Consider the following 18,934-nt stretch of genomic DNA (forward strand, 5'->3'; position numbering starts at 1 on the left):
TTGATTGGAGAGCATCACCATGTCCCGCACCGCCAAGTCCCCAACGTCCCTCCTCCTTCTCGCCGCGCTGCTCGCAGCCACCGGCGTCGCCAGCGCCCAGACCAGGACGCTCTACATCGGCATGAACGGCGGCACCATGGAGAAGGCGTACACGCAGTACGTGTTCCCGGCCTTCGAGAAAGCCTACGGCGCCAAGGTGGTGGTGGTGCCGGGCACCTCCTCCGACATCCTGGCCAAGGCGCAGGCCAACAAGGACAAGCCGCAGATGCACGTGATGTTCCTGGACGACGGCATCATGGTGCGCGCCATCGGCATGGGCCTGTGCCAGAAGCAGAAGCCCAGCCAGTCGCTCAGCGAGATCTACCCGGCCGCGCGCTTCAAGGACGACATGGCCAGCGGCGTGAGCCTGGGCATGACGGGCCTGGCCTACAACGCCAAGATGTTCAAGGAAAAGGGCTGGGCACCGCCCACCTCGTGGATGGACCTGGCCGACCCCAAGTACAAGGGCAAGGTGGTGTTCCAGTCGATGTCGTCCTCGTCCTTCGGCCTGCACGGCTTCCTGATGTTCAACCGCATCCAGGGCGGCAACGACAAGAACGTGGAACCCGGCTTCAAGGCCTGGCCCACCACGGTGGGGCCGAACGTGCTGGAGTACATCCCGAGCTCGGCCAAGCTGTCGGAGATGGTGCAGACCGGCGAGGCCGCCATCTTCCCGCTCACGCCCACGGCCGTGGCGGCGCTGAAGACCAAGGGCATTCCGGTGGAGTACGCGCCGCCCAAGGAAGGCGCGGTGGTGCTCATGGTGGGCCAGTGCGTGATTGCCAACAACAGCGAGCCCGAGCTGTCGCAGAAGCTCGCCGAGTTCCTGCTGAGCCCGGTGGCGCAGGCCAACGTGCTGCAGTACGGCGCGCAGATCCCGACCAACCCCAAGACCCCGGCCGAGGGTGAAGGCGCCGCGCAGGTGGCCGACATCAACAAGTGGATGAAGACGGCCGTGACCATCGACTGGGAAAGCATCAACGCGAACCGGCCCGCGTGGAACGCGCGCTGGAACAAGACCATCGAGCGCTGAACCCGCGCGCCCGAGCGCGCGATGGCGAGCGCTGCGGGCGCTGCGGGCGCCAGCTAGCGCGAGGTCTTCAGGTCGATGATCGTGCGCTGGTCGCGCAACGACGACTCGGAGCGCCTGAACATCGGCGTCGCGCCCTCGCGCTCGGTGGCCGCGGGCGGCGGCATGGCCATGGCGCGGGCCTTTGCGGACGCCTGGCTCGGCGCCTTGGCGCCCGCGACGATGCGGCGGAAGGTCGACATCACGGTCTTCTCGTCGTCGTCGAAGTCGCCGTGGTGCATGGCGCCCGAGGCGCTCTGCGAATCGTCCGGCTGGTTGTTCGGCGCGAGCACCAGCTCGGCGCCGAGCTTCTGGAAGGTCTGGCGCAGGTCCGCGTCGATCCAGCGTTCCATGCCCAGGATGGGCTCGCCCTCGCGGAACAGCGGAATGCGCGCCTCCTTCTCGAAGGCCGCCGACACCAGGTACAGCAGCGACTTGTTGTAGATCTTTGCGCAGTTGTCGTCGCGCTCGGTCTTGTCGCTGAGCGCGAACACGGCCATCTTGCCGAGCGTGCCCTTCTGCATCGCCGGCAGGTAGGCCGAACGGAACAGTTCCACCGTGCAGGCCGGTGCCCACAGCGTGCAGGTCTGCACCTTCAGGCCGCGGTCGTTGAGCAGCTTGACCACCGGCGCGAGCAGGATCGAGCCCGCGCTGTGGCCCACCATGTGGATCTCCAGGCCCGGCAGCTTCTGCGCGAGCGCCTTCAGGTGGTCGGCCACCAGCACCGCCGCCCCGCCAGGGCCACCGGTGGCCAGTGCGTTCTGCTTCATCTCGTCCCACGCCGACTTGCCCGTGAGCACGCGCGCCAGCGGCTCCAGCGCGTCGTCCAGCCGGTCGAGCATGAAGTCCTTGGTGGCGTCGAGGGCGCCTTCGGGCCGCCGGCGGCTCACCGTGTCCTTCAGGATGTTGGTGACGGTGGTCCAGTAGTCGGTGCGCCAGATGAAGGCCAGCGGGTACACGTTGCCGCCCAGCAGCGGCGGGCGGTACTCGGCCAGGCGCTGCGTGGCGGCCTGCTCGCTCACCAGCCCGCCGTGCGCGTAGAGCAGGATGCGCGGCTTGTCCCAGCCCTGGGTCACGCGCGGAATGTCGTCCTCGAAGATACGCGCGAGCTCGGCCTCGGTGCAGCCGTAGTCGCCGCCCGCCTTGAGCATGCCGTTGTTGCCCACGCTCACGATGTGCGGGCGCAGGTCGGCGAACGAGTAGGCGTTCGACTGCGCGGCCGCCGCGGCATGCACCGCCGCGATCGACTCAAGCCGGCGCAGCGTGACCGGCGCGCCGAGCCGCGCCACCCAGGTGTCGCTGCCGTTCTCGAGCCAGTCGTCGTAGCTGATGCGCGCGAAGCCCTGCCGGCCCCAGCCCACGCCCCACGAGTTCTGCAGCCAGAAGCCCTGGTCGTCGAAGGCCACGATGGCGAAGGCATGGCCGCCGGTGATGGTGGGCGACTGCGTGATGACGCCGTCGGCGCCGACGGCGTTCCAGCCCGCGTGCACGGTACAGGTGACGTACAGGATGCCGACCTCCGCCAGCGCGGAGTGCATGGCCACGATGTCCTTGTGGTTCACGCGGAAGTAGGCGCCCAGCGGCCGGCGCAGCGCGTCGGAGGTGCGCGCGTCGGTCAGGCCCTGCGGGTCGCTCTTCTTCGCGGGCTTGTAGGGGAACAGCGTCTCGGAACACACGCCGTGCTTGTGCCAGCCCTTCATCGCGCCGCGCGCGCTGGAGCCGCTGTAGTTCTCGCCCGGCCACTCGTCGTAGCGGCGCGCCAGTTCGTAGAACATGCGCGGGCTCACCGGCACGTTGTCGGGTATCACGCGGCGGCGCAGCAGCAGGTAGTTGGCCACCGTGGCCAGCCCGAAGCCGGTGCACGCGCCTTCGCTGCCCTGGTCGAGGATGGGCACGCCGTAGTCGATGTAGTCGCCCAGCGGCACGTGCGTGGGCACCTCGATGAGCGTGGGCGTGTACATGAGGTCGCGAAAGTCGAGCGTGTCGGGGCGCGCGTCGAGCACGCGTTTTGGCGTGCCCGCATCCGCGGCGGCGCCGGCTTGCGCCGAAGCCGGGCGCTTCTTCGCACGGCCCGTGGACGGCCTGGCCGCCACCGGTTCTTTCGCGGCCTGCGCCGCCGTGTCGAGGGCGATCAGCTCGGGGCCGCGTTCGAGCGCGTCGGCCGCTGCCGTGGCGGCGCGGGCCTTGGCGCTCCTGCCGGCACTTGCACCGGCACTTGCACCGGCACCTGTACCCGCGCGTGCCGAAGCCTGCACCGGCGCGCTCGCGCCCAGCACCTGCCTGGCCACCGCATAGAAGCGCTCGCGGTCGGCCGCGCCGTTCTGCCCGCCGTTGATGCGCTGCGTCACCTCCGTGAAGTTGCCCGCGTCGGCCAGCGCGTTGAGGCCCTTGCGTTCCCAGAACAGCCCCGCGATGGAGAAGCCGACCTCGGGCGTCGCGGCCTGGTCGGGGTTGCCCACCAGGTCCAGCCCCATCAGGTCGCCGAAGGTCTTGTAGTTGGCGCGCCCGGTGATCTGGATCGGCCCGCGCCCCTTGAAGCGCCGGCCGTCGCCGGGCTGCGTGTTGCCCAGCCTGCGCGCGAGGTCGCTGGGCGGCTCGTAGCGTTTCTGCGCGGCGGTCGGCCCCCAGATCTCCTCCATGAACTGCAGCTCGCCCGACTCGTGCGCCAGTTGCGCGAGAAAGGCCGCCATGCGCAACGGCGTGTCGATGCCGTGCGCGCTCATGGCGTCGTTGAGCGGCTGCAGGAACAGCGCGCGGCGGCGCTGCGAGGCGTTGCGCATGATCTGCGCAAGTTGGAGATCGGTCAGCATGGGAAGGGCTCCTTCGGGCGACGACGTGTCGCAAGCTGTGCGGCCCGCGCATCTTTCCGCTTGCGGGCGGCGAAAGAAATTCCACGAACTGCGTATGCCGAAGGTGGAGCCCGGCTGTAACGCTTCGTGCGCCGCGGTTCAGGGCGTCACGGGCCGTACGGCCTTCACGCGGTTCACGCGCTTCACGGGCTTCAAGGTCCGCGCGGCGCGATCTTCGCCAGCAGCACCGGCAGGCACAGCACGTACACCGCCGCGCCCGCGAGCCACACGATGCCCGGGAAGGTGGCGCGGTACGCGAAGTACAGCGGGCTGATCAGCAGCGGCCCGAGCACCGCGGCCAGGCTGGTGATGCTCGCGAGCACGCCCTGCAGCCGCCCCTGGTGGTCCTCGCCCACGCGCGACGACAGCGAGGAGCGCAGCGCCGGCGCGGCGACACCTCCCAGGCACAGCACCGGCAGCAGCGCGAGCGCCATCCAGCCGCGCGTGGCGAAGGCGATCAGCGCGTAGGCCGTGAAGTCGGCGGCGGTGCCGATGGCGATGGTCGCGCGCTCGCCCCAGCGCTCGGCCACCGGACCGGCCACGAAGGCCTGCATCAGCGCATGGAACAGCCCGAAGCACGCGAGCGAGAGGCCGACCATGGTGCCGTTCCAGGCGAACTTGTCCTCGCCGTAGATGACCCAGGTCGTGCCGGCGACCTCGCCCACCAGCACCAGCACCCCGAACACGCCGAGCATCGGCAGCAGCGCCGGAAAGCCCGCGGCCCAGCGCAGCGGCGCGAGCGGATGCAGCACGCCGCGGTCGAAGGGCTGCGCCACGAGCGCCGGCGGGCGCGACTCGCGCAGCAGCAGCAGGCCCGCCAGGAAGGTCAGGCCGTTGAGCACCGCGGCCGCGACGAAGGGCAGCCGCACGCCGTGGTCGCCGAGCACGCCGCCGATCGCCGGCCCGGCGATGAAGCCCAGCCCGAAGCACGCGCCCATGCGGCCGAACCAGCGCGCGCGCTGGTGCTCGGGCGTGAGGTCGGCAATGGCGGCCGAGGCCACCGCCATGCTCGCGCCGGTCATGCCCGCGACGGCGCGGCCCACGAACAGCATCCACAGCGAGGGCGCGAAGGCCATGAAGAGCGCGTCGATGGCCGCGCCCGCCACCGAGACGAGCAGCACCGGCCGGCGGCCGAAGCGGTCGCTGAGCGCGCCGAGCACGGGCGCGCAGAGGAACTGCATCAGCGCGTAGAGCGAGAGGAAGGCGCCGAAGCGCCAGCCGAGGTCGCCGGTGTGGCCGACCTCGCGCAGCAGGCCCGGCACGATCGGCATGACCAGGCTGATGCCGACGGCGTCGAGCGTGACAATCGCCAGGATCACGGCGTGCGCGTGGCGGCTGCTGCTCGCCGGAGCGGGTGGGGAATCGTTGAAATTTATCATTGATAAGGAAATTATCAGCGATAAATTCTGGCGTGTGAAGCACCCGCGCACGTCACCGTCCGCACCATCCACTCCGGCACACCCATCGGCACACCTACATCGGCATGAAACTGGACCGCGAAACGATCCTCGAGGCGGCGCTCGCGCTGCTCGACGAGGTCGGCATGGACAAGCTCAGCACCCGGCTCCTGGCCGAGCGGCTCGGCGTACAGCAGCCCGCGCTGTACTGGCATTTCCGCAACAAGCGCGCGCTGCTCGACGCGATGAACGGCGAGATCCTGCACCGCGCGCACGAGCGCAAGCTGCCGTTGCCCGGCGAGACCTGGGACGCGTTCCTGCGCGAGAACGCGCGCAGCTTTCGCCGCGCGCTGCTGGCGCGGCGCGACGGCGCGCGGCTGCATGCCGGCTCCGAGCCCGACCCGGGCGACCTCGACATGGTCGAGGCCCAGATCGCGGCCGTGGTCGGCTTGGGCGTGCCCGTGGTGCAGGCGATGACGCTGCTGATCGCGCTGGGCCGCTACACGGTGGGCTGCGTGCTCGAGCAACAGGCCACGCCGCCCGACGCGGCCGCGCAGCAGCAGGCGCTCGATGCCGCCGCGGCCTCGCGCCCGCTGCTGGCGGAGGCGTTCGCCAGCTACCGCCGGGCCGGGCCCGACGCGCTGTTCGAGATCGGCGTGGACCTGATGCTCGAAGGCGCGAAGGCGCGCCTGGCAGAGGACTCGCCCGAGGCGCCCGCCCCTACCCCACCCGCCCCCAAGCGGCGCAGCCCCGCGCCGCGCCGCTGAAGGCGGCTCGGCCTCAGCCCTTCACGAAGGCCAGCAGGTCGGGGTTGATCACGTCCGCGTGCGTGGACAGCATGCCGTGCGGGTAGCCGTCGTAGCTCTTGAGCGTGCCGTGCTTGAGCAGCTTGGCCGACAGCGGGCCCGAGTCCGCATAGGGCACGACCTGGTCGTCGGTGCCGTGCATCACGAGCACGGGCACGTCGATCTTCTTCAGGTCTTCGGTGAAGTCGGTCTCCGAGAACGCCTTGATGCACTCGTAGTGCGCGTTGGCCGCGCCCATCATCCCCTGCAGCCACCAGCGGTCGATCAGGCCCTGCGAGACCTTCGCGCCCGGCCGGTTGAAGCCGTAGAACGGGCCGGTGGGCACGTCGATGAAGAACTGCGCGCGGTTGGCCGCGAGCGCGGCCCTGAAGCCGTCGAACACCTCCAGCGGCAGGCCGCCGGGGTTGGCCGGCGTCTTCAGCATGATGGGCGGCACGGCGCTCACCAGCACCGCCTTGGCCACGCGGCCCGGCTTGGCGCGGGCCACATAGCGCGCCACTTCGCCGCCGCCCGTCGAATGGCCGATGTGCACGGCGTTCTTCAGGTCCAGGGCGTCGGTCAGTGCGGCGACGTCCGCCGCGTAGGTGTCCATCTCGTGTCCGTCCGCGGTCTGCGAGGAGCGGCCGTGGCCGCGGCGGTCGTGCGCGATCACGCGGTAGCCCTTGCCGACGAAGAACAGCATCTGCGTGTCCCAGTCGTCCGCGCTCAGCGGCCAGCCGTGGTGAAAGACGATGGGCTGCGCGTTGCGCGGTCCCCAGTCCTTGTAGAAGATGTTCGCGCCGTCCTTGGTGGTGACAAAGCTCATGGGAGATCCTTTCAAGTGGTTGGGAACCGGTGGCGCCGCGTGTTTGGGCGCTGCAGCCGCTGTTGAAGTACCGAAGGCGGACGCGGACACGATGCCGGCCGCACCCGCCAGAATACGGCGCCGCGATGCACCTGTCGTGTCTGCCGTGCCGGTCTCGGGGGTCGTGTGGGTGTCGGACATGCTTCTTTCCTGGCTGGGTTGTGCGCCGGCGAACGCGGAATTGCTGCGCCGGGCACGAGACTGTCGGCCAAACGGCGCGGCGCATCTTGAACAAAATGCCGGTGCCTTTCACGTTCTCACCGGCGCTCGACGCGCGGTGCGGGCCGGTCTAGAGTCGCCGTTCTTCCACCCTCAGCCGCAACCCCCATGACGCGCCATTCCGCTGCCCCGTTCCGCCGGACGGACTCCTCCGCCCGCCGCGGCGGGCAGGCCGCGCCATGAGCCCGCCGCCGTCGGACTGGTTGCTGCGCGGCGCCGGCAACGGCGGCCTGGAGCGCATCGAGGCCTTCTTCCAGGGCGACGCGTACGCCCTGCACCGCCACGACACCTACGCCATCGGCTGCACCATGGCCGGCGTGCAGTCGTTCACCTACCGCGCCTCGCTGCGCCACAGCCTGGCCGGCAACACGGTCGTGCTGCATCCCGACGAAGTGCACGACGGCCACGCCGGCACGGACGAAGGCTTTCGCTACCGGATGCTGTACGTGGAGCCGGCACGGCTGCAGCAGGCGCTGGGCGGTGTGGCCTTGCCCTTTGTCACGGGCGGCGTGTCCACCGACGCGCGCCTCGCCCACGCGGCGCGGGCGCTGCTGGACCACCTGGACTCCCCGCTGGAGGCGCTCGAGGAAGACGATGCGGTGCTTTCGCTGGCCCTCGCCTTGCAGGCCGCCGCCGGGTCGCCTGCACGCAAGGTGGCAGGCGACTTTCGCGCGGCACGGATCGCGCGCGAATTCATCCACGACGAGCCCGATCGCGTCGTCACGCTGGACGCGCTCGCCGCGGCAGCGGGGCGTGACCGCTGGAGCCTCTCGCGCGACTTTCGCGCCTTCTTCGGCACGAGCCCCTACCGCTACGTCACGCTGCGCCGGCTCGACCGCGCCCGCGGCCACATGCTGGCGGGCCGGCCGCTGGCCGATTGCGCGGCCCTGGCGGGGTTCGCCGACCAGAGCCACATGACGCGGCAGTTCGCGGAGGCCTTCGGCGTGACACCGGCGCGGTGGCTGCGCATCTTCAGGGCCGGGCACGACCTCACGAACGACGCACGATCGTTCAAGACGACCGGTGGAGGGCCTTCTAGAGTGCGGTTCGATTGAATCTTCAGGACCGCCAAGCGCCATGACACCGACCCACACCGTCCACACCATCCCCACGCCTGCTGCCCGCACCTACGCCAGCGTCAACCTCGCCCACAAGCTGTCGCTGCTGCACGAACACTGGTCGCAGCGCGTCGTCGCCGAGATGAACGACTACCAGTTCAAGATCGCCAAGCTGCAGGGCGACTTCGTGTGGCACAGCCACGCCGACACCGACGAGTGCTTCCTCGTCGTGGCCGGCGAACTGCGGATCGATTTCCGCGACGGCGCCGTCACGCTGCGCACCGGCGAGATGTTCGTGGTGCCCAAGGGCGTGGAACACAAGCCGTTCGCGAGCGGCGAAACGCACGTCCTGCTGGTGGAGCCGCGCGGCGTGGTCAACACCGGCGACGCGGAAAGCGACCGCACCCGAGCGAACGACGTGTGGATCTGACGCGGGCTCAGCGGTTGTCTTCGACGATCCAGCCCGCGGCCTTCTCGGCCATCATCAAGGTCGGGCTGTTGGTGTTGCCGCTGGTGATGGTAGGCATCGCGCCCGCATCGACCACGCGCAGGCCGTGCACGCCGCGCACGCGCAGGCGCGAATCGAGCACCGCCATCGGGTCGGCATCGGCGCCCATCCGGGTCGTGCCCACCGGATGGAAGATGGTGGTGGCGATGTCGCCGGCCAGCCGCGCCAGGTCTTCGTCGGTCTGGTACTGCACGCCGGGCTTCCATTCCTGCGGCTTGTATTTGGCCAGCGCGGGCTGCTCGGCGATGCGGCGCGTCACGCGCAGCGAGTCGGCCGCCACCTTGCGGTCTTCGTCGGTGCTCAGGTAGTTGGGCGCGATGGCCGGCGCGTCTTCGAAGCGCTTGCTCTTGATGCGCACCGAGCCCCGGCTGGTTGGGTTGAGGTTGCACACGCTCGCGGTGAAGGCCGGGAAGCTGTGCAGCGGATCGCCGAAGGCGTCGAGCGACAGCGGCTGCACGTGGTACTGCAGATTGGGCCACTCGCACTCGGGCGAGCTGCGCGTGAAGGCGCCGAGCTGCGAGGGCGCCATGCTCATCGGGCCGCTGCGCTTGAGCAGGTATTCGAGGCCGATCTTCGCCTTGCCCACCATCGACGAGGCCATCACGTTGAGCGTGGGGGCGCCGTCGATCTTGTAGACAGCACGAATCTGCAGGTGGTCCTGCAGGTTGGCGCCCACGCCCGGCGCGTCGAGCACCACGTCGATGCCGTGCTGGCGCAGCAACTCGGCAGGGCCCACGCCCGAGAGCTGCAGGATCTGCGGCGAGCCGATGGCGCCCGCGCTCAGCACCACCTCGCGCGAGGCGGTGGCGGTGGTCATCTCGGTGCCGTTCCACACCTCGGCGCCGGTGCAGCGGCGCGTGCCGTCGGGCAGGGTCTCGAACAGCAGGCGCGAGACCTGCGCGCCGGTCCACAGCTCGAAGTTGGGCCGGCCGTAGCAGGTCGGGCGCAGGAAGGCCTTGGCGGTGTTCCAGCGCCAGCCGTTCTTCTGGTTGACCTGGAAGTAGCCCACGCCCTCGTTGCTGCCGCGGTTGAAATCGGTGGAGTGCGGCACGCCGGCCTGCACCGCGGCCTCGGCGAAGGCGTCGAGGATGTCCCAGCGCAGGCGCTGCTTTTCCACCCGCCATTCGCCGCCCGCGCCGTGCATCTCGTTGGCGCCCAGGTAGTGGTCTTCGTGCTTCTTGAAGGCCGGCAGCACGTTCTGCCAGCGCCAGCCTTCGTCGCCGGTCACGTCGGCCCAGTGCTCGTAGTCGCGCGACTGGCCGCGCATGTAGATCATGCCGTTGATGCTCGAGCTGCCGCCCAGCGTCTTGCCGCGCGGATAGCGCAGCACGCGGCCGTTCAGGCCCGCGTCGGGCTCGGTGCTGTAGAGCCAGTCGGTGCGCGGGTTGCCGATGCAGTACAGGTAGCCCACCGGGATGTGGATCCAGTGGTAGTCGTCCTTGCGGCCCGCCTCGATCAGCAGCACGCGCTTGTGCTTGTCGGCGCTCAGCCGGTTGGCCATGAGCGAGCCCGCGGTGCCGGCGCCGATGATGATGTAGTCGAAGGTGTTGTCGTTGTCTCTCATCTTTTTTCTCAGGGTTTCACGGTCATGGTCTGGGCGGTGCCCTCGCCGAAAACTTCGGGTGCGTACATGGCCTCGGCGCGCACCGGCGGCAGCTTGAACTCGCCCGCGTTGTTCAGCCGCACGGTGTACTCCACGCGCCAGTTGCCGCGCGGCACGTAGCGGAAGTAGGCACGGTAGCTGTCGGTGGCGCGCTCGATGTAGCTGGGCCAGGCCCAGCCCGCGCCGCTTTCGTCGCGCTGCGCGAGCTTGCTTTCGCGGCCCAGGCCGCGCCCGAGCTGGCTGGCACCCGAAGGCACGGCGTCGCGCACCACCACCCAGGTCTGCTCGGCGGTGGATTCGAGGTCGAGCCGCACGCGGTAGACATCGCCCACCGACCACTGGCCCTTGCGCTTCTGCTCCACCGGCGTGACGCTGCGGCGCACCACGAGGCCGTTGGCCACGGGCTGCGCGTTGCGCACAGCGGCCAGCGTGCTGACGGTGGCCCAGGGCTTGCCGTTGCCTTCGTGGCGAAGCTGCAGCGTGCCCTGCGCCGCTTGTGCGGGCCACGGCAGCAGCATGCCCGGCGCCTTGGCGTCGGCCCATGCGGCATCGCGCGTGGTGCGGCCCAGCGTGGCGCGCGTGGCGCCGTCGACCGGACCGGCCTCGAACTGCTGCTGGAAGCGGCGCAGCGCCACCGTGCTCCAGGCGTTGCCGGTGGTGGTGCCCCAGCGGCCCGCGTTCTGCCGGCCGACCAGGCCCTGCGTGATGAGCGGTGCGTCGGCCTTCCAGGCCGCGTCGGTCTCGGCCCACTTCTGCGCCAGCAGCGCCATGCGCGCGGCGGTGCTGTCGCCGCTCCACATGAACCACCACCAGTGCAGCGCCGACTCGTCGCGCCAGCGCAGCCGCGTGCCCTGCACGTCGAAGCGGCTGCGCAGCTGCGCGCCGGCCTGCTGCAGTGCGGCGTCGCGTTCGGCGCCGGCGGGCATGGCCATGAGCGTGCGCGACCAGTCGACCAGCGACTGGGCCGAGAGCGCGTCGAGCGCCTTCGGCCGCACCACGATCTTCGCGCGTCCATGCTCCACCAGCGTGGCCTGCGCGGCGAGCTGCTGCGGCTCGAGGTCGTTGCGCGGCGCCCAGTCCTGCGCGCCCAGGCGGCCCTGCAGCAGGGCGTCGAGCGCGTCGAGCATGCGGCCGCGCTGCGCCTCGGGCACCGGCCAGTCCTTGGCGCGGGCCAGGTCGAGCAGCTGCACGGTGAGCATCTCGCTGCCTGCCAAGGTGGCCTCCGGGAAGTAGCGCGCCAGGCCCTTGCCGTCGAGGTACTTCGGCAGCTCGGCCATGAGCTTGTCCCAGCCCGCGCGGTCGTCGAGCGAGACGAAGCGCGAGCTCTGCTGCTCGAGGCACATGTACGGGTACTGCGCCATCCAGCGCATCGACTCGGCCAGCGCGGCGTCGACCAGGCTGGACTGCAGCGCGACGCGCACGCCGCCGGTGAGCGGCACCGCGTCGCGCGGCTGCACGACGGGCACGGCACCGGCGTCGGCCACCGCCAGCAGCGTCGATTGCCGCACGGTGGCGGCCAGCGCGGGCACCACGCGTTGGGCGATCTCCAGCGCGTCGCGTTCGCCACCGCCCTGCGCGCCGATGCGCCAGCGCAGCATGCCGGCACCCGCGGGCACGGCCACGGGCCACAGCACTTCCTGCGTCTGGCCGGGCGCGAGCTGCACGCGGCGTTCGATCTTCAGGCCGCGCGCGGCCAGCGCGTCGGCGGGCACCACGTCGCGCGCGCCCGGCCAGTCGCCGTCGGGCTCGACGGCCGCTTCGGCCTTGAGCACCACGGCCAGCGGACCGGCGCCGGTGTTGCGCAGGCTGAGCTTCTGCACGATGGCGTCGTCCGCGCGCAGCAGCTCGGGCAGGCCGCTGAAGATCTGCAGCGGCTGGGTGCTGGTGATCGTGGTCTCGCCCTGGCCGAACTGCGCCTCGCCCGCGCTGGCGATGGCGACGATGCGGAACTGCGTGAGCGCGTCGTTCAGCGGCACGGTGACGCGGGCGATGCCCCGGGCGTCTGTGCGCAGGTCGGTGCGCCAGAGGACCAGCGAAGACAGGTCGCTGCGCGGCGGGGGCGGTTCGTCGGCCCCGCCACCGGGCTTGGCGACGCGCATCGCTGCAACGGCGGCCGGTGCCGGCACGGCGCCGAACGCGCCGCGGTCGGCCTCGTCGTTGGGCTGGTGCTGCGGCTGCGGACCGGTCTCGACGCGGCGCAGCAGCCGGGCGTCGAGCGCCGTGCTGGTCACGGCGTTGCCGCGCGCCGCGAACATGACCTTGGCCAGCGACCAGGTGTCGTTGGGCTTGAGCGCCAGCAGGGCCTGGTCGACCGCCACCAGCGTGACGCGCGCGTCGGCCAAGGGTTGGCCGGCGGCGTCGCGCACCGTGACTTCCATCGGCACCTGAGAGCGCGGCCGCGCCACGGCGGCCGTGGGCCGCACGCCGACCGACAGCGTCCAGGCCTCGGGGCGCACCGGCACGTCGGCGCGTTGCGTGCTGGCGATGGGCTCGTCCTTGCCGGCGCCCTGCAGCGGGTACACATAGCGCGCGGCCAGGTGCACGTTGGGCGCGTGCTGCGCGGTGAGCGGCAGGTCGATGCGCTGCTCCATCGCGCCGAGCGCATGCACGCTGGCGGCAATGACGCCTTCGCGCTCGGTGGTGAGCAGCAGGTACGCCGGCAGGCGCTCGGGGCGCGCGACGACGAGCGCCGTGTCGCCGGGCCCGTACGACGGCCCGTTCTCCAGCTTCAGCGCGGAGCGCGCCGCGGCCTCCTGCCAGCCCAGCGCCCAGCGGTACTGCAGCATGGCCGTGCGCACGACGGCGCGGCTGTGCTTCAGGCTGGCGGCGCTGGCGTTGAACAGCCACAGCTCGCTCACCTGCTTGTGTTCCTGGGCTGCGGGCAATTGCCATTCGCACGACCACTGGCCCTGCGCGTCGGTGCGGGTGCTGCACACGTCCACCTCGGGGCCGAGGTCGGTGAAGCGCTGGCGGCCGCTGTTCCAGTCGCGCTGCACCGGCTTGACGCGCACGGTGACGGGCTCGTCGGCCAGCGGCCGGTCCTTGTCGTCGAGCGCGATGCCTTCCACGGCCTGCGCCCGGTCGCGGTCCTTCGCGCGCATGCGCAGCCCGAGCTTCATGCGGTCGGGCCACAGCATGGTGCCGGCGCCCACCGTCTGCGTCTCGCCGTTCGGGTCCTGGAACTTGAGTTCGGTCTGCAGCAGCATCGGCCGCTCCAGCGGCGGCGCCTTGAGCCGCAGCTGCGCCTTGCCGGCGGCGTCGAGCTTCGTGGATTGCACCGCGATGGCCGGCGGCGTGGTCAGCGCGGCATCGGCGTCTTCCTCGTAGAAGGTGTAGCCGGGGCGCGGGCCCTGCACGTCGCGCGTCCAGCCCTGCTGCACGGTCACCGGCAGGCCGGCGGCCGCGCCGCCCGCGAAGTAGCTCAGCCGCGCATCGACCACCGCGAGCTGCGCATCGCGCTCCCACAGCGCCCTGGCGCGCAGCTCGCTGTCGAACACCGGCGTGCGGAACTCCTCGACCTGGAACTGCGTGCTGGCCAGCTGCCGCCCGCCCTGCGACACCGCCGCCGTGTAGACGCCGAGCCTGGCGGCGACGGGAATCGTCCACTGGTGCGAGGCGCTGCCGTCGGCGCCCAGCGGCACGCTCGCGGTGTGCACCTTGTCGCTCCAGCCGTAGCGGATCTCCACGTCGAGCGTGCCCGCCGGCGGCAGCGCGAAGCCGCGGCTTTCGAGCAGCCGCACCACGTGCTGCATGCTGACCGTTTCGCCGGCCTTGAACAGGGTGCGGTCGAGCACGGTGTGGGCGCGGACGTTCTGCGCGCTGCGCCCGGCGTAGAAGCCGTTCCACCCGGGCGAGACCTGCATCAGCGCCATGTCGTCGCCGGCGCGCACCACCACCCAGGGGCTGTTGTTGCCGCCACCGCCGCCGAAGCGCGGCGCCACGGGGCGCGCGCTGTCGTAGCGGCACGCGAGCTTGCCGCGCAGGGCTTCGCCGGGCCGCGCCAGGCCCTGCGCATCGGTCTTGCCGCGCCAGAGCAGCTCGCGGTTGCACGCGTACACGGCCACGTCGGCACCGGCCACGGGCTTCGCGCTGTCGAAGGCGGTGACCCAGATCACCGACGCGCCGCCGTCGCTGAAGCTGGCGCCGGGGTTGAGGTTGGTGGCCTGCACCACCGCATAGCGCTGGCGCGGCGCGGTGTCGCGCGCCTGGCCGGCGGGCAGCGGGCGCGTGTCGATGTACTGCGCGAACGCGGCGCTGTCGGCGCGCACCACATGCAGGCCGGGCGCGGTGAGCGGCACGCCGACGAATTCCATCGCGCCGCCGCGGGTGTCGAGCGTCGAGGTGCGGGGCGCGCCGGCCCTGGTGTTCAGCTGGTCGGAGGGCCACTGGCCGTCCTGCTGGCCTTGCAGCAACTCGATGGCATAGGCCTCGATGCCCGCGCCCATCTCGCCGCCCAGGCGCCATTGCCGCAGCGGCAGCGACTTCTCGGCGTGGCGCACCGCGAAGGCGGCCACCGCCTCGGACTTGCCAGGTTGCCACGGCATCACCGCCAACGGGTTGGCCACGCCGAGGTACGGCGGCAGGCGCGCGAACTCGACGGTCTTCGGAAACTCCGCCGCATTGGCCAGCGGCCGGCCGAGCACGTCGCGGAAATCCTCGGGCAGCCGCACGGTGAACCGGGTGCCTTCGCCGAAGCCGTTCTTCGCGGGCGGCACCTGCAGTTGGCGCACCTCGTCGCGGCGCCACCGGTCGACGACGTCGAACGGCAGCTCCGCGCCCGACGCGTCGGTCAGCCGGAACATGCCGGCGCGGGCCGGACCGATGCCGCCCGAGAAGTTCAGCATGACCGGCTGGCGCGGGTCGCAGGCCTTCTGGCCCGCCGGGTAGTCGAGCACCGTGCAGGAGAGCTGGGCCGTGAAGCGGGGGCGCACGGTGTAGTTGAAGCGCTTCGGCTCGGCGTTGCCGGCGCCCGCCTGGCTCAGGCGAAGCTGCGCGCCTTCGGGCAGCGGCTGCGCGCAACGCAGCCCGAGCGCATACGAAGTGCCCTTCGGCGCGGCGCGCACGGCCACCGCCAATGCATCGCCGGTGACGGCCACCGCGGGCTGGCGCAGCACCTTGTCGCCGTCGCGCTGCTCGCAGCTGAAGCCCGCGGCCAGCGCCTGCGGATCGCCGGTCGGCTGCGGGTCGATGTGCTGCAGCAGGAAGACCTGGTCGGGCGCGACTTCCGCGCCCTCACCGGGGTAGGAGGCAAAGAAACCGTAGGGGCCGGCAACGAAGCTGGCCGCGGGCGGCGGGGTCACCGCGTCGCCCGCCAATGTCTTGAGGCCGGGCTTGAAGACGACGTTGCAGCGCGTGCCGCCGCGCACGTCCTTCGCGAACTCGAAGGCCCAGGCGCGCGGGCCGATCCAGCGCGCGCGGCCTTCGGGGGTCTGGGGGGAACATTGGAGCGTGGCGGGCTCGGCGCCGTCGCTCTGGCCGAGGGGCACCATGTCGGCGTCGAAGCGCACCGACACCTGCCGCACGTCGCGCGCCTCGCCTTGAGGGCTCACGCCCAGCACGCCGGCCGCGTGCAGCGGCGGCGCCGCGAACGCCGCGGCGAACGCGGTCGCAAGGGCCAGCAGGCGCCACGGCGCGCCGCCGGCAGGCAGGGGGAAAGTCTTGTTCTTCGTGCGGTTCGCGGCCATCGTCTCCTCGCTCCTCTCTGGGTGTTCTGGAATTGGACCTAAAAGGCGTCCATGTTTCTAACTGTTCATTGCGAACTCTACGAAAGAAAAACTTCAGAACCGCAGGAGAAAGGAAAACCCGGCCCGGCACTGCACCGGGTCCGGGGGCCGCGCAAGCGGACGGGCCTGGCTTACTTCGCCGTGGGCATCACGAACTCGGCGCCCTTGCCGATGCTCTCGGGCCAGCGCTGCATGACCGACTTCTGCTTCGTGTAGAAGCGCACGCCCTCTTCGCCGTAGGCGTGCATGTCGCCGAACAGCGAGCGCTTCCAGCCGCCGAAGCCGTGCCAGGCCATGGGCACGGGAATCGGCACGTTGATGCCGACCATGCCCACCTGGATGCGGCGGCTGAACTCGCGCGCCACGTTGCCGTCGCGGGTGAAGCAGCTCACGCCGTTGCCGAATTCATGCGCGTTGACGAGGTCGACGGCGTCCTTGAAGTTGGCCACGCGCACGCAGCCGAGCACCGGGCCGAAGATCTCTTCCTTGTAGATGCGCATCTCGGGCGTGACGTGGTCGAACAGCGTGCCGCCCATCCAGAAGCCGTCGCCGCAGCCTTCGCCGGCCTTGCTGCCGTCGAAGCCGCGGCCGTCGACCAGCAGCTTCGCGCCTTCCTTCTCGCCCAGGTCGATGTAGCCCGTGATGCGCTCGTGCGCGGCACGCGTGACGATCGGGCCCATCTCGGCGGCGAGGTTGGTGCCGTTGAGCACCTGCAGCGCACGAGTGCGCTCGACCAGCTTGGGAATGATCTTGTCGGCCACGTCGCCCACCAGCACCGCCACCGAAATGGCCATGCAGCGTTCGCCGGCCGAGCCGTAGCCCGCGCCGATGAGGGCGTCCACGGTCTGGTCGATGTCGGCGTCGGGCAGCACCACCATGTGGTTCTTCGCGCCGCCCAGGGCCTGCACGCGCTTGCCGTGGCGCGCGCCGGTTTCGTAGATGTAGTTGGCGATGGGCGTGGAGCCCACGAAGCTGATGGCCTTCACGTCGGGGTGCTCGAGCAGCGCGTCGACGGCGACCTTGTCGCCCTGCACCACGTTGAACACGCCGTCGGGCAGGCCGGCTTCCTTCAGCAGCTCGGCCATGCGCAGCGAGGCGCTCGGGTCGGTCGGGCTGGGCTTGAGCACGAAGGTGTTGCCCGCGGCAATGGCCACCGGGAACATCCACATCGGCACCATCACCGGGAAGTTGAACGGCGTGATGCCGGCGACCACGCCCAGCGGCTGGCGCAGCGTCCAGTTGTCGATGCCGGTGGAGACCTGGTCGGTGAAGTCGCCCTTGAGCAGCTGCGGAATGCCGCAGGCGAACTCGACGATGTCGATGCCGCGGCTGACTTCGCCCTGCGCGTCGGTGAAGACCTTGCCGTGCTCGGCGGTGATGAGGTGGGCCAGTTCGTCCTTGTGCTCGTTGAGCAGCTGCAGGAACTTGAACATGACGCGCGCGCGGCGGATGGGCGGCGTGTCCGCCCAGGCCGGGAAGGCGGCCTGCGCGGCGGCCACCGCGGTGGCGACCTGCGCGGCATCGGCCAGGCCGGCCTTGCCGGTGACCGCGCCGGTGGCGGGGTTGGTCACGTCCTGCGTGCGGCCGGAGGTGTTGGCGGCGGGCTTGCCGGCGATGAAATGGTCGATGGAGGTGGACATGAGAAGGGCTCTCGCAGGCGAAGGGATGGGAGGGATGCGGCCAGTTTAGGCAGCGAGCCGGCCCTCGCCTAGTCACGAGGCTTGAACTTATTGTTCATCCTGGCGAACAATGCAAGCATGAAACCTCAAAATATCGAGGCGCTGTGGACGCACCTGCACTGGCTCACGGTGCTCGCGCAGCAGGGCAGTTTCACGGCCGCGGCGCTGCGCCTGGGCGTGAGCAAGGCGGCCATGAGCCAGCGCATTGCCGAGCTCGAACGCGCGGCCGGCGCGCCATTGGTGCAGCGCACCACGCGCAGCGTGCGGCTCACGGAGGCGGGCCAGCGGCTGGTGGACGACATGCGCGGGCCGTTCGAGCAGATCGCCCACAGCTTTGCCGGCGTGCGCGACCTGGCGGGCGTGCCGCGCGGGCTGGTGCGGGTGACGGCGCCGGTGGCCTTCGCGCGCCAGCAGCTGGTGCCGCGGCTGGCCGACTTCCTGCGCGCGCAGCCCGAGGTGCGCATCGAGCTCGACCTGTCGGACCGGCTCAGTTCGCTGGCCATGGAAGGCTTCGACCTGGCCATTCGCCACACGGCCGCGCCGCCCGACACGCACGTGGCCTGGACGCTGTGCGAAACCCGCTCGGTGCTGGTGGCGAGCCGCGCCTACCTGCGACGGCGCGGCACACCGCGCGAACCGCAGGCGCTGGCCGACCACGACTGCCTGCACTACCCGCGCGCGCAGGACACGCCGACCTGGCATTTCGAGGCGAAGACGTCTGCGCCGCGCATCACGGTGCCGGTGTCGGGCCCGCTGGTCGCCAACAACAGCGAGGCGCTGCGCGACGCCGCCCTGAGCGGGCTGGGCATTGCGCTGGTGCCCGACTTCAGCGCCCAGTCGGCGCTGCAGTCGGGCAAGCTGCAGCAGGTGCTGCCGCAGTGGCGCTCGGTGGGCGCGTTCGGCGAGCGGCTGTATGCGATCCGGCCCTACGCCACCCACGTGCCGCAGGCGGTGACGGCCTTCGTCGGCTGGCTGCGCGCGACCCTCGCGGCGGGCTTCGCGGCCTGAAGCGGCGCTCCGGCCAACATGAAGAACGCATGAAGAAAATGGCGGCAGCCGGCCCGCGGGCAGGGATTCTGAAAGGAAACTGAAAAAACGGCGTGGCGCCCTACGCAAACGAAGGGTCTGCGACACATGACG

General features: G+C 70.9%; 11 protein-coding genes. 5 read left to right on the forward strand and 6 right to left on the reverse strand.

Features of this window, described 5'->3' with window-relative positions:
• Positions 1–19: 19 nt before the first annotated feature.
• Entirely contained in the window at positions 20–1,072 is a 1,053-nt protein-coding gene (locus BM013_RS13380) for an ABC transporter substrate-binding protein (RefSeq protein WP_093128111.1), read from the forward strand.
• Positions 1,073–1,125: 53 nt separating this feature from the next.
• Here BM013_RS13380 and BM013_RS13385 read toward each other — a convergent pair whose 3' ends face one another.
• On the reverse strand, positions 1,126–3,918 hold the full coding sequence (locus tag BM013_RS13385; protein ID WP_218153657.1) for a glycoside hydrolase family 19 protein: 2,793 nt from the start codon (positions 3,916–3,918) through the stop codon (positions 1,126–1,128).
• A 191-nt stretch (positions 3,919–4,109) separates the two neighbouring features.
• Positions 4,110–5,336, reverse strand: a complete 1,227-nt coding sequence (gene tet / locus BM013_RS13395) for a Tet(A)/Tet(B)/Tet(C) family tetracycline efflux MFS transporter (RefSeq protein WP_093127698.1) — start codon at positions 5,334–5,336, stop codon at positions 4,110–4,112.
• A 104-nt stretch (positions 5,337–5,440) separates the two neighbouring features.
• Between tet and tetR the strand changes: the two genes are divergently transcribed.
• On the forward strand, positions 5,441–6,121 hold the full coding sequence (gene tetR / locus BM013_RS13400) for a tetracycline resistance transcriptional repressor TetR (RefSeq protein WP_093127701.1): 681 nt from the start codon (positions 5,441–5,443) through the stop codon (positions 6,119–6,121).
• A gap of 13 nt (positions 6,122–6,134) precedes the next feature.
• On the opposite strand, the gene BM013_RS13405 is transcribed toward tetR, so the two are convergent.
• A complete protein-coding gene (locus BM013_RS13405; protein ID WP_093127703.1) occupies positions 6,135–6,965 on the reverse strand; it encodes an alpha/beta fold hydrolase in 831 nt (276 codons plus the stop codon).
• 437 nt (positions 6,966–7,402) lie between these two features.
• Between BM013_RS13405 and BM013_RS13410 the strand changes: the two genes are divergently transcribed.
• A complete protein-coding gene (locus tag BM013_RS13410; protein WP_093127705.1) occupies positions 7,403–8,278 on the forward strand; it encodes an AraC family transcriptional regulator in 876 nt (291 codons plus the stop codon).
• A 22-nt stretch (positions 8,279–8,300) separates the two neighbouring features.
• Positions 8,301–8,711 carry a cupin domain-containing protein gene (locus BM013_RS13415; RefSeq protein WP_093127708.1) on the forward strand — a complete coding sequence of 137 codons (411 nt, stop codon included), beginning with the start codon at positions 8,301–8,303 and terminating at the stop codon, positions 8,709–8,711.
• A gap of 7 nt (positions 8,712–8,718) precedes the next feature.
• Here the strand turns inward: BM013_RS13415 and BM013_RS13420 are convergent, their stop codons facing one another.
• From BM013_RS13420 to BM013_RS13430, 3 genes are all read right to left on the reverse strand, one after another.
• Positions 8,719–10,353 carry a GMC family oxidoreductase gene (locus BM013_RS13420; protein ID WP_093127710.1) on the reverse strand — a complete coding sequence of 545 codons (1,635 nt, stop codon included), beginning with the start codon at positions 10,351–10,353 and terminating at the stop codon, positions 8,719–8,721.
• Between the two features lie 8 nt (positions 10,354–10,361).
• Positions 10,362–16,076 (reverse strand): alpha-2-macroglobulin family protein, encoded by a 5,715-nt coding sequence (locus BM013_RS13425; RefSeq protein ID WP_093127713.1) that lies wholly within the window; start codon positions 16,074–16,076, stop codon positions 10,362–10,364.
• A 170-nt stretch (positions 16,077–16,246) separates the two neighbouring features.
• Positions 16,247–17,755, reverse strand: coding sequence for a CoA-acylating methylmalonate-semialdehyde dehydrogenase (locus BM013_RS13430; RefSeq protein WP_093127715.1), 1,509 nt, complete (start codon positions 17,753–17,755; stop codon positions 16,247–16,249).
• A 117-nt stretch (positions 17,756–17,872) separates the two neighbouring features.
• Between BM013_RS13430 and BM013_RS13435 the strand changes: the two genes are divergently transcribed.
• Positions 17,873–18,802 (forward strand): LysR family transcriptional regulator, encoded by a 930-nt coding sequence (locus tag BM013_RS13435; RefSeq protein WP_093128114.1) that lies wholly within the window; start codon positions 17,873–17,875, stop codon positions 18,800–18,802.
• Positions 18,803–18,934: the final 132 nt, after the last annotated feature.

The sequence above is a fragment of the Variovorax sp. OK605 genome (assembly GCF_900115445.1).
Taxonomy (GTDB): Bacteria; Pseudomonadota; Gammaproteobacteria; order Burkholderiales; family Burkholderiaceae_C; genus Variovorax.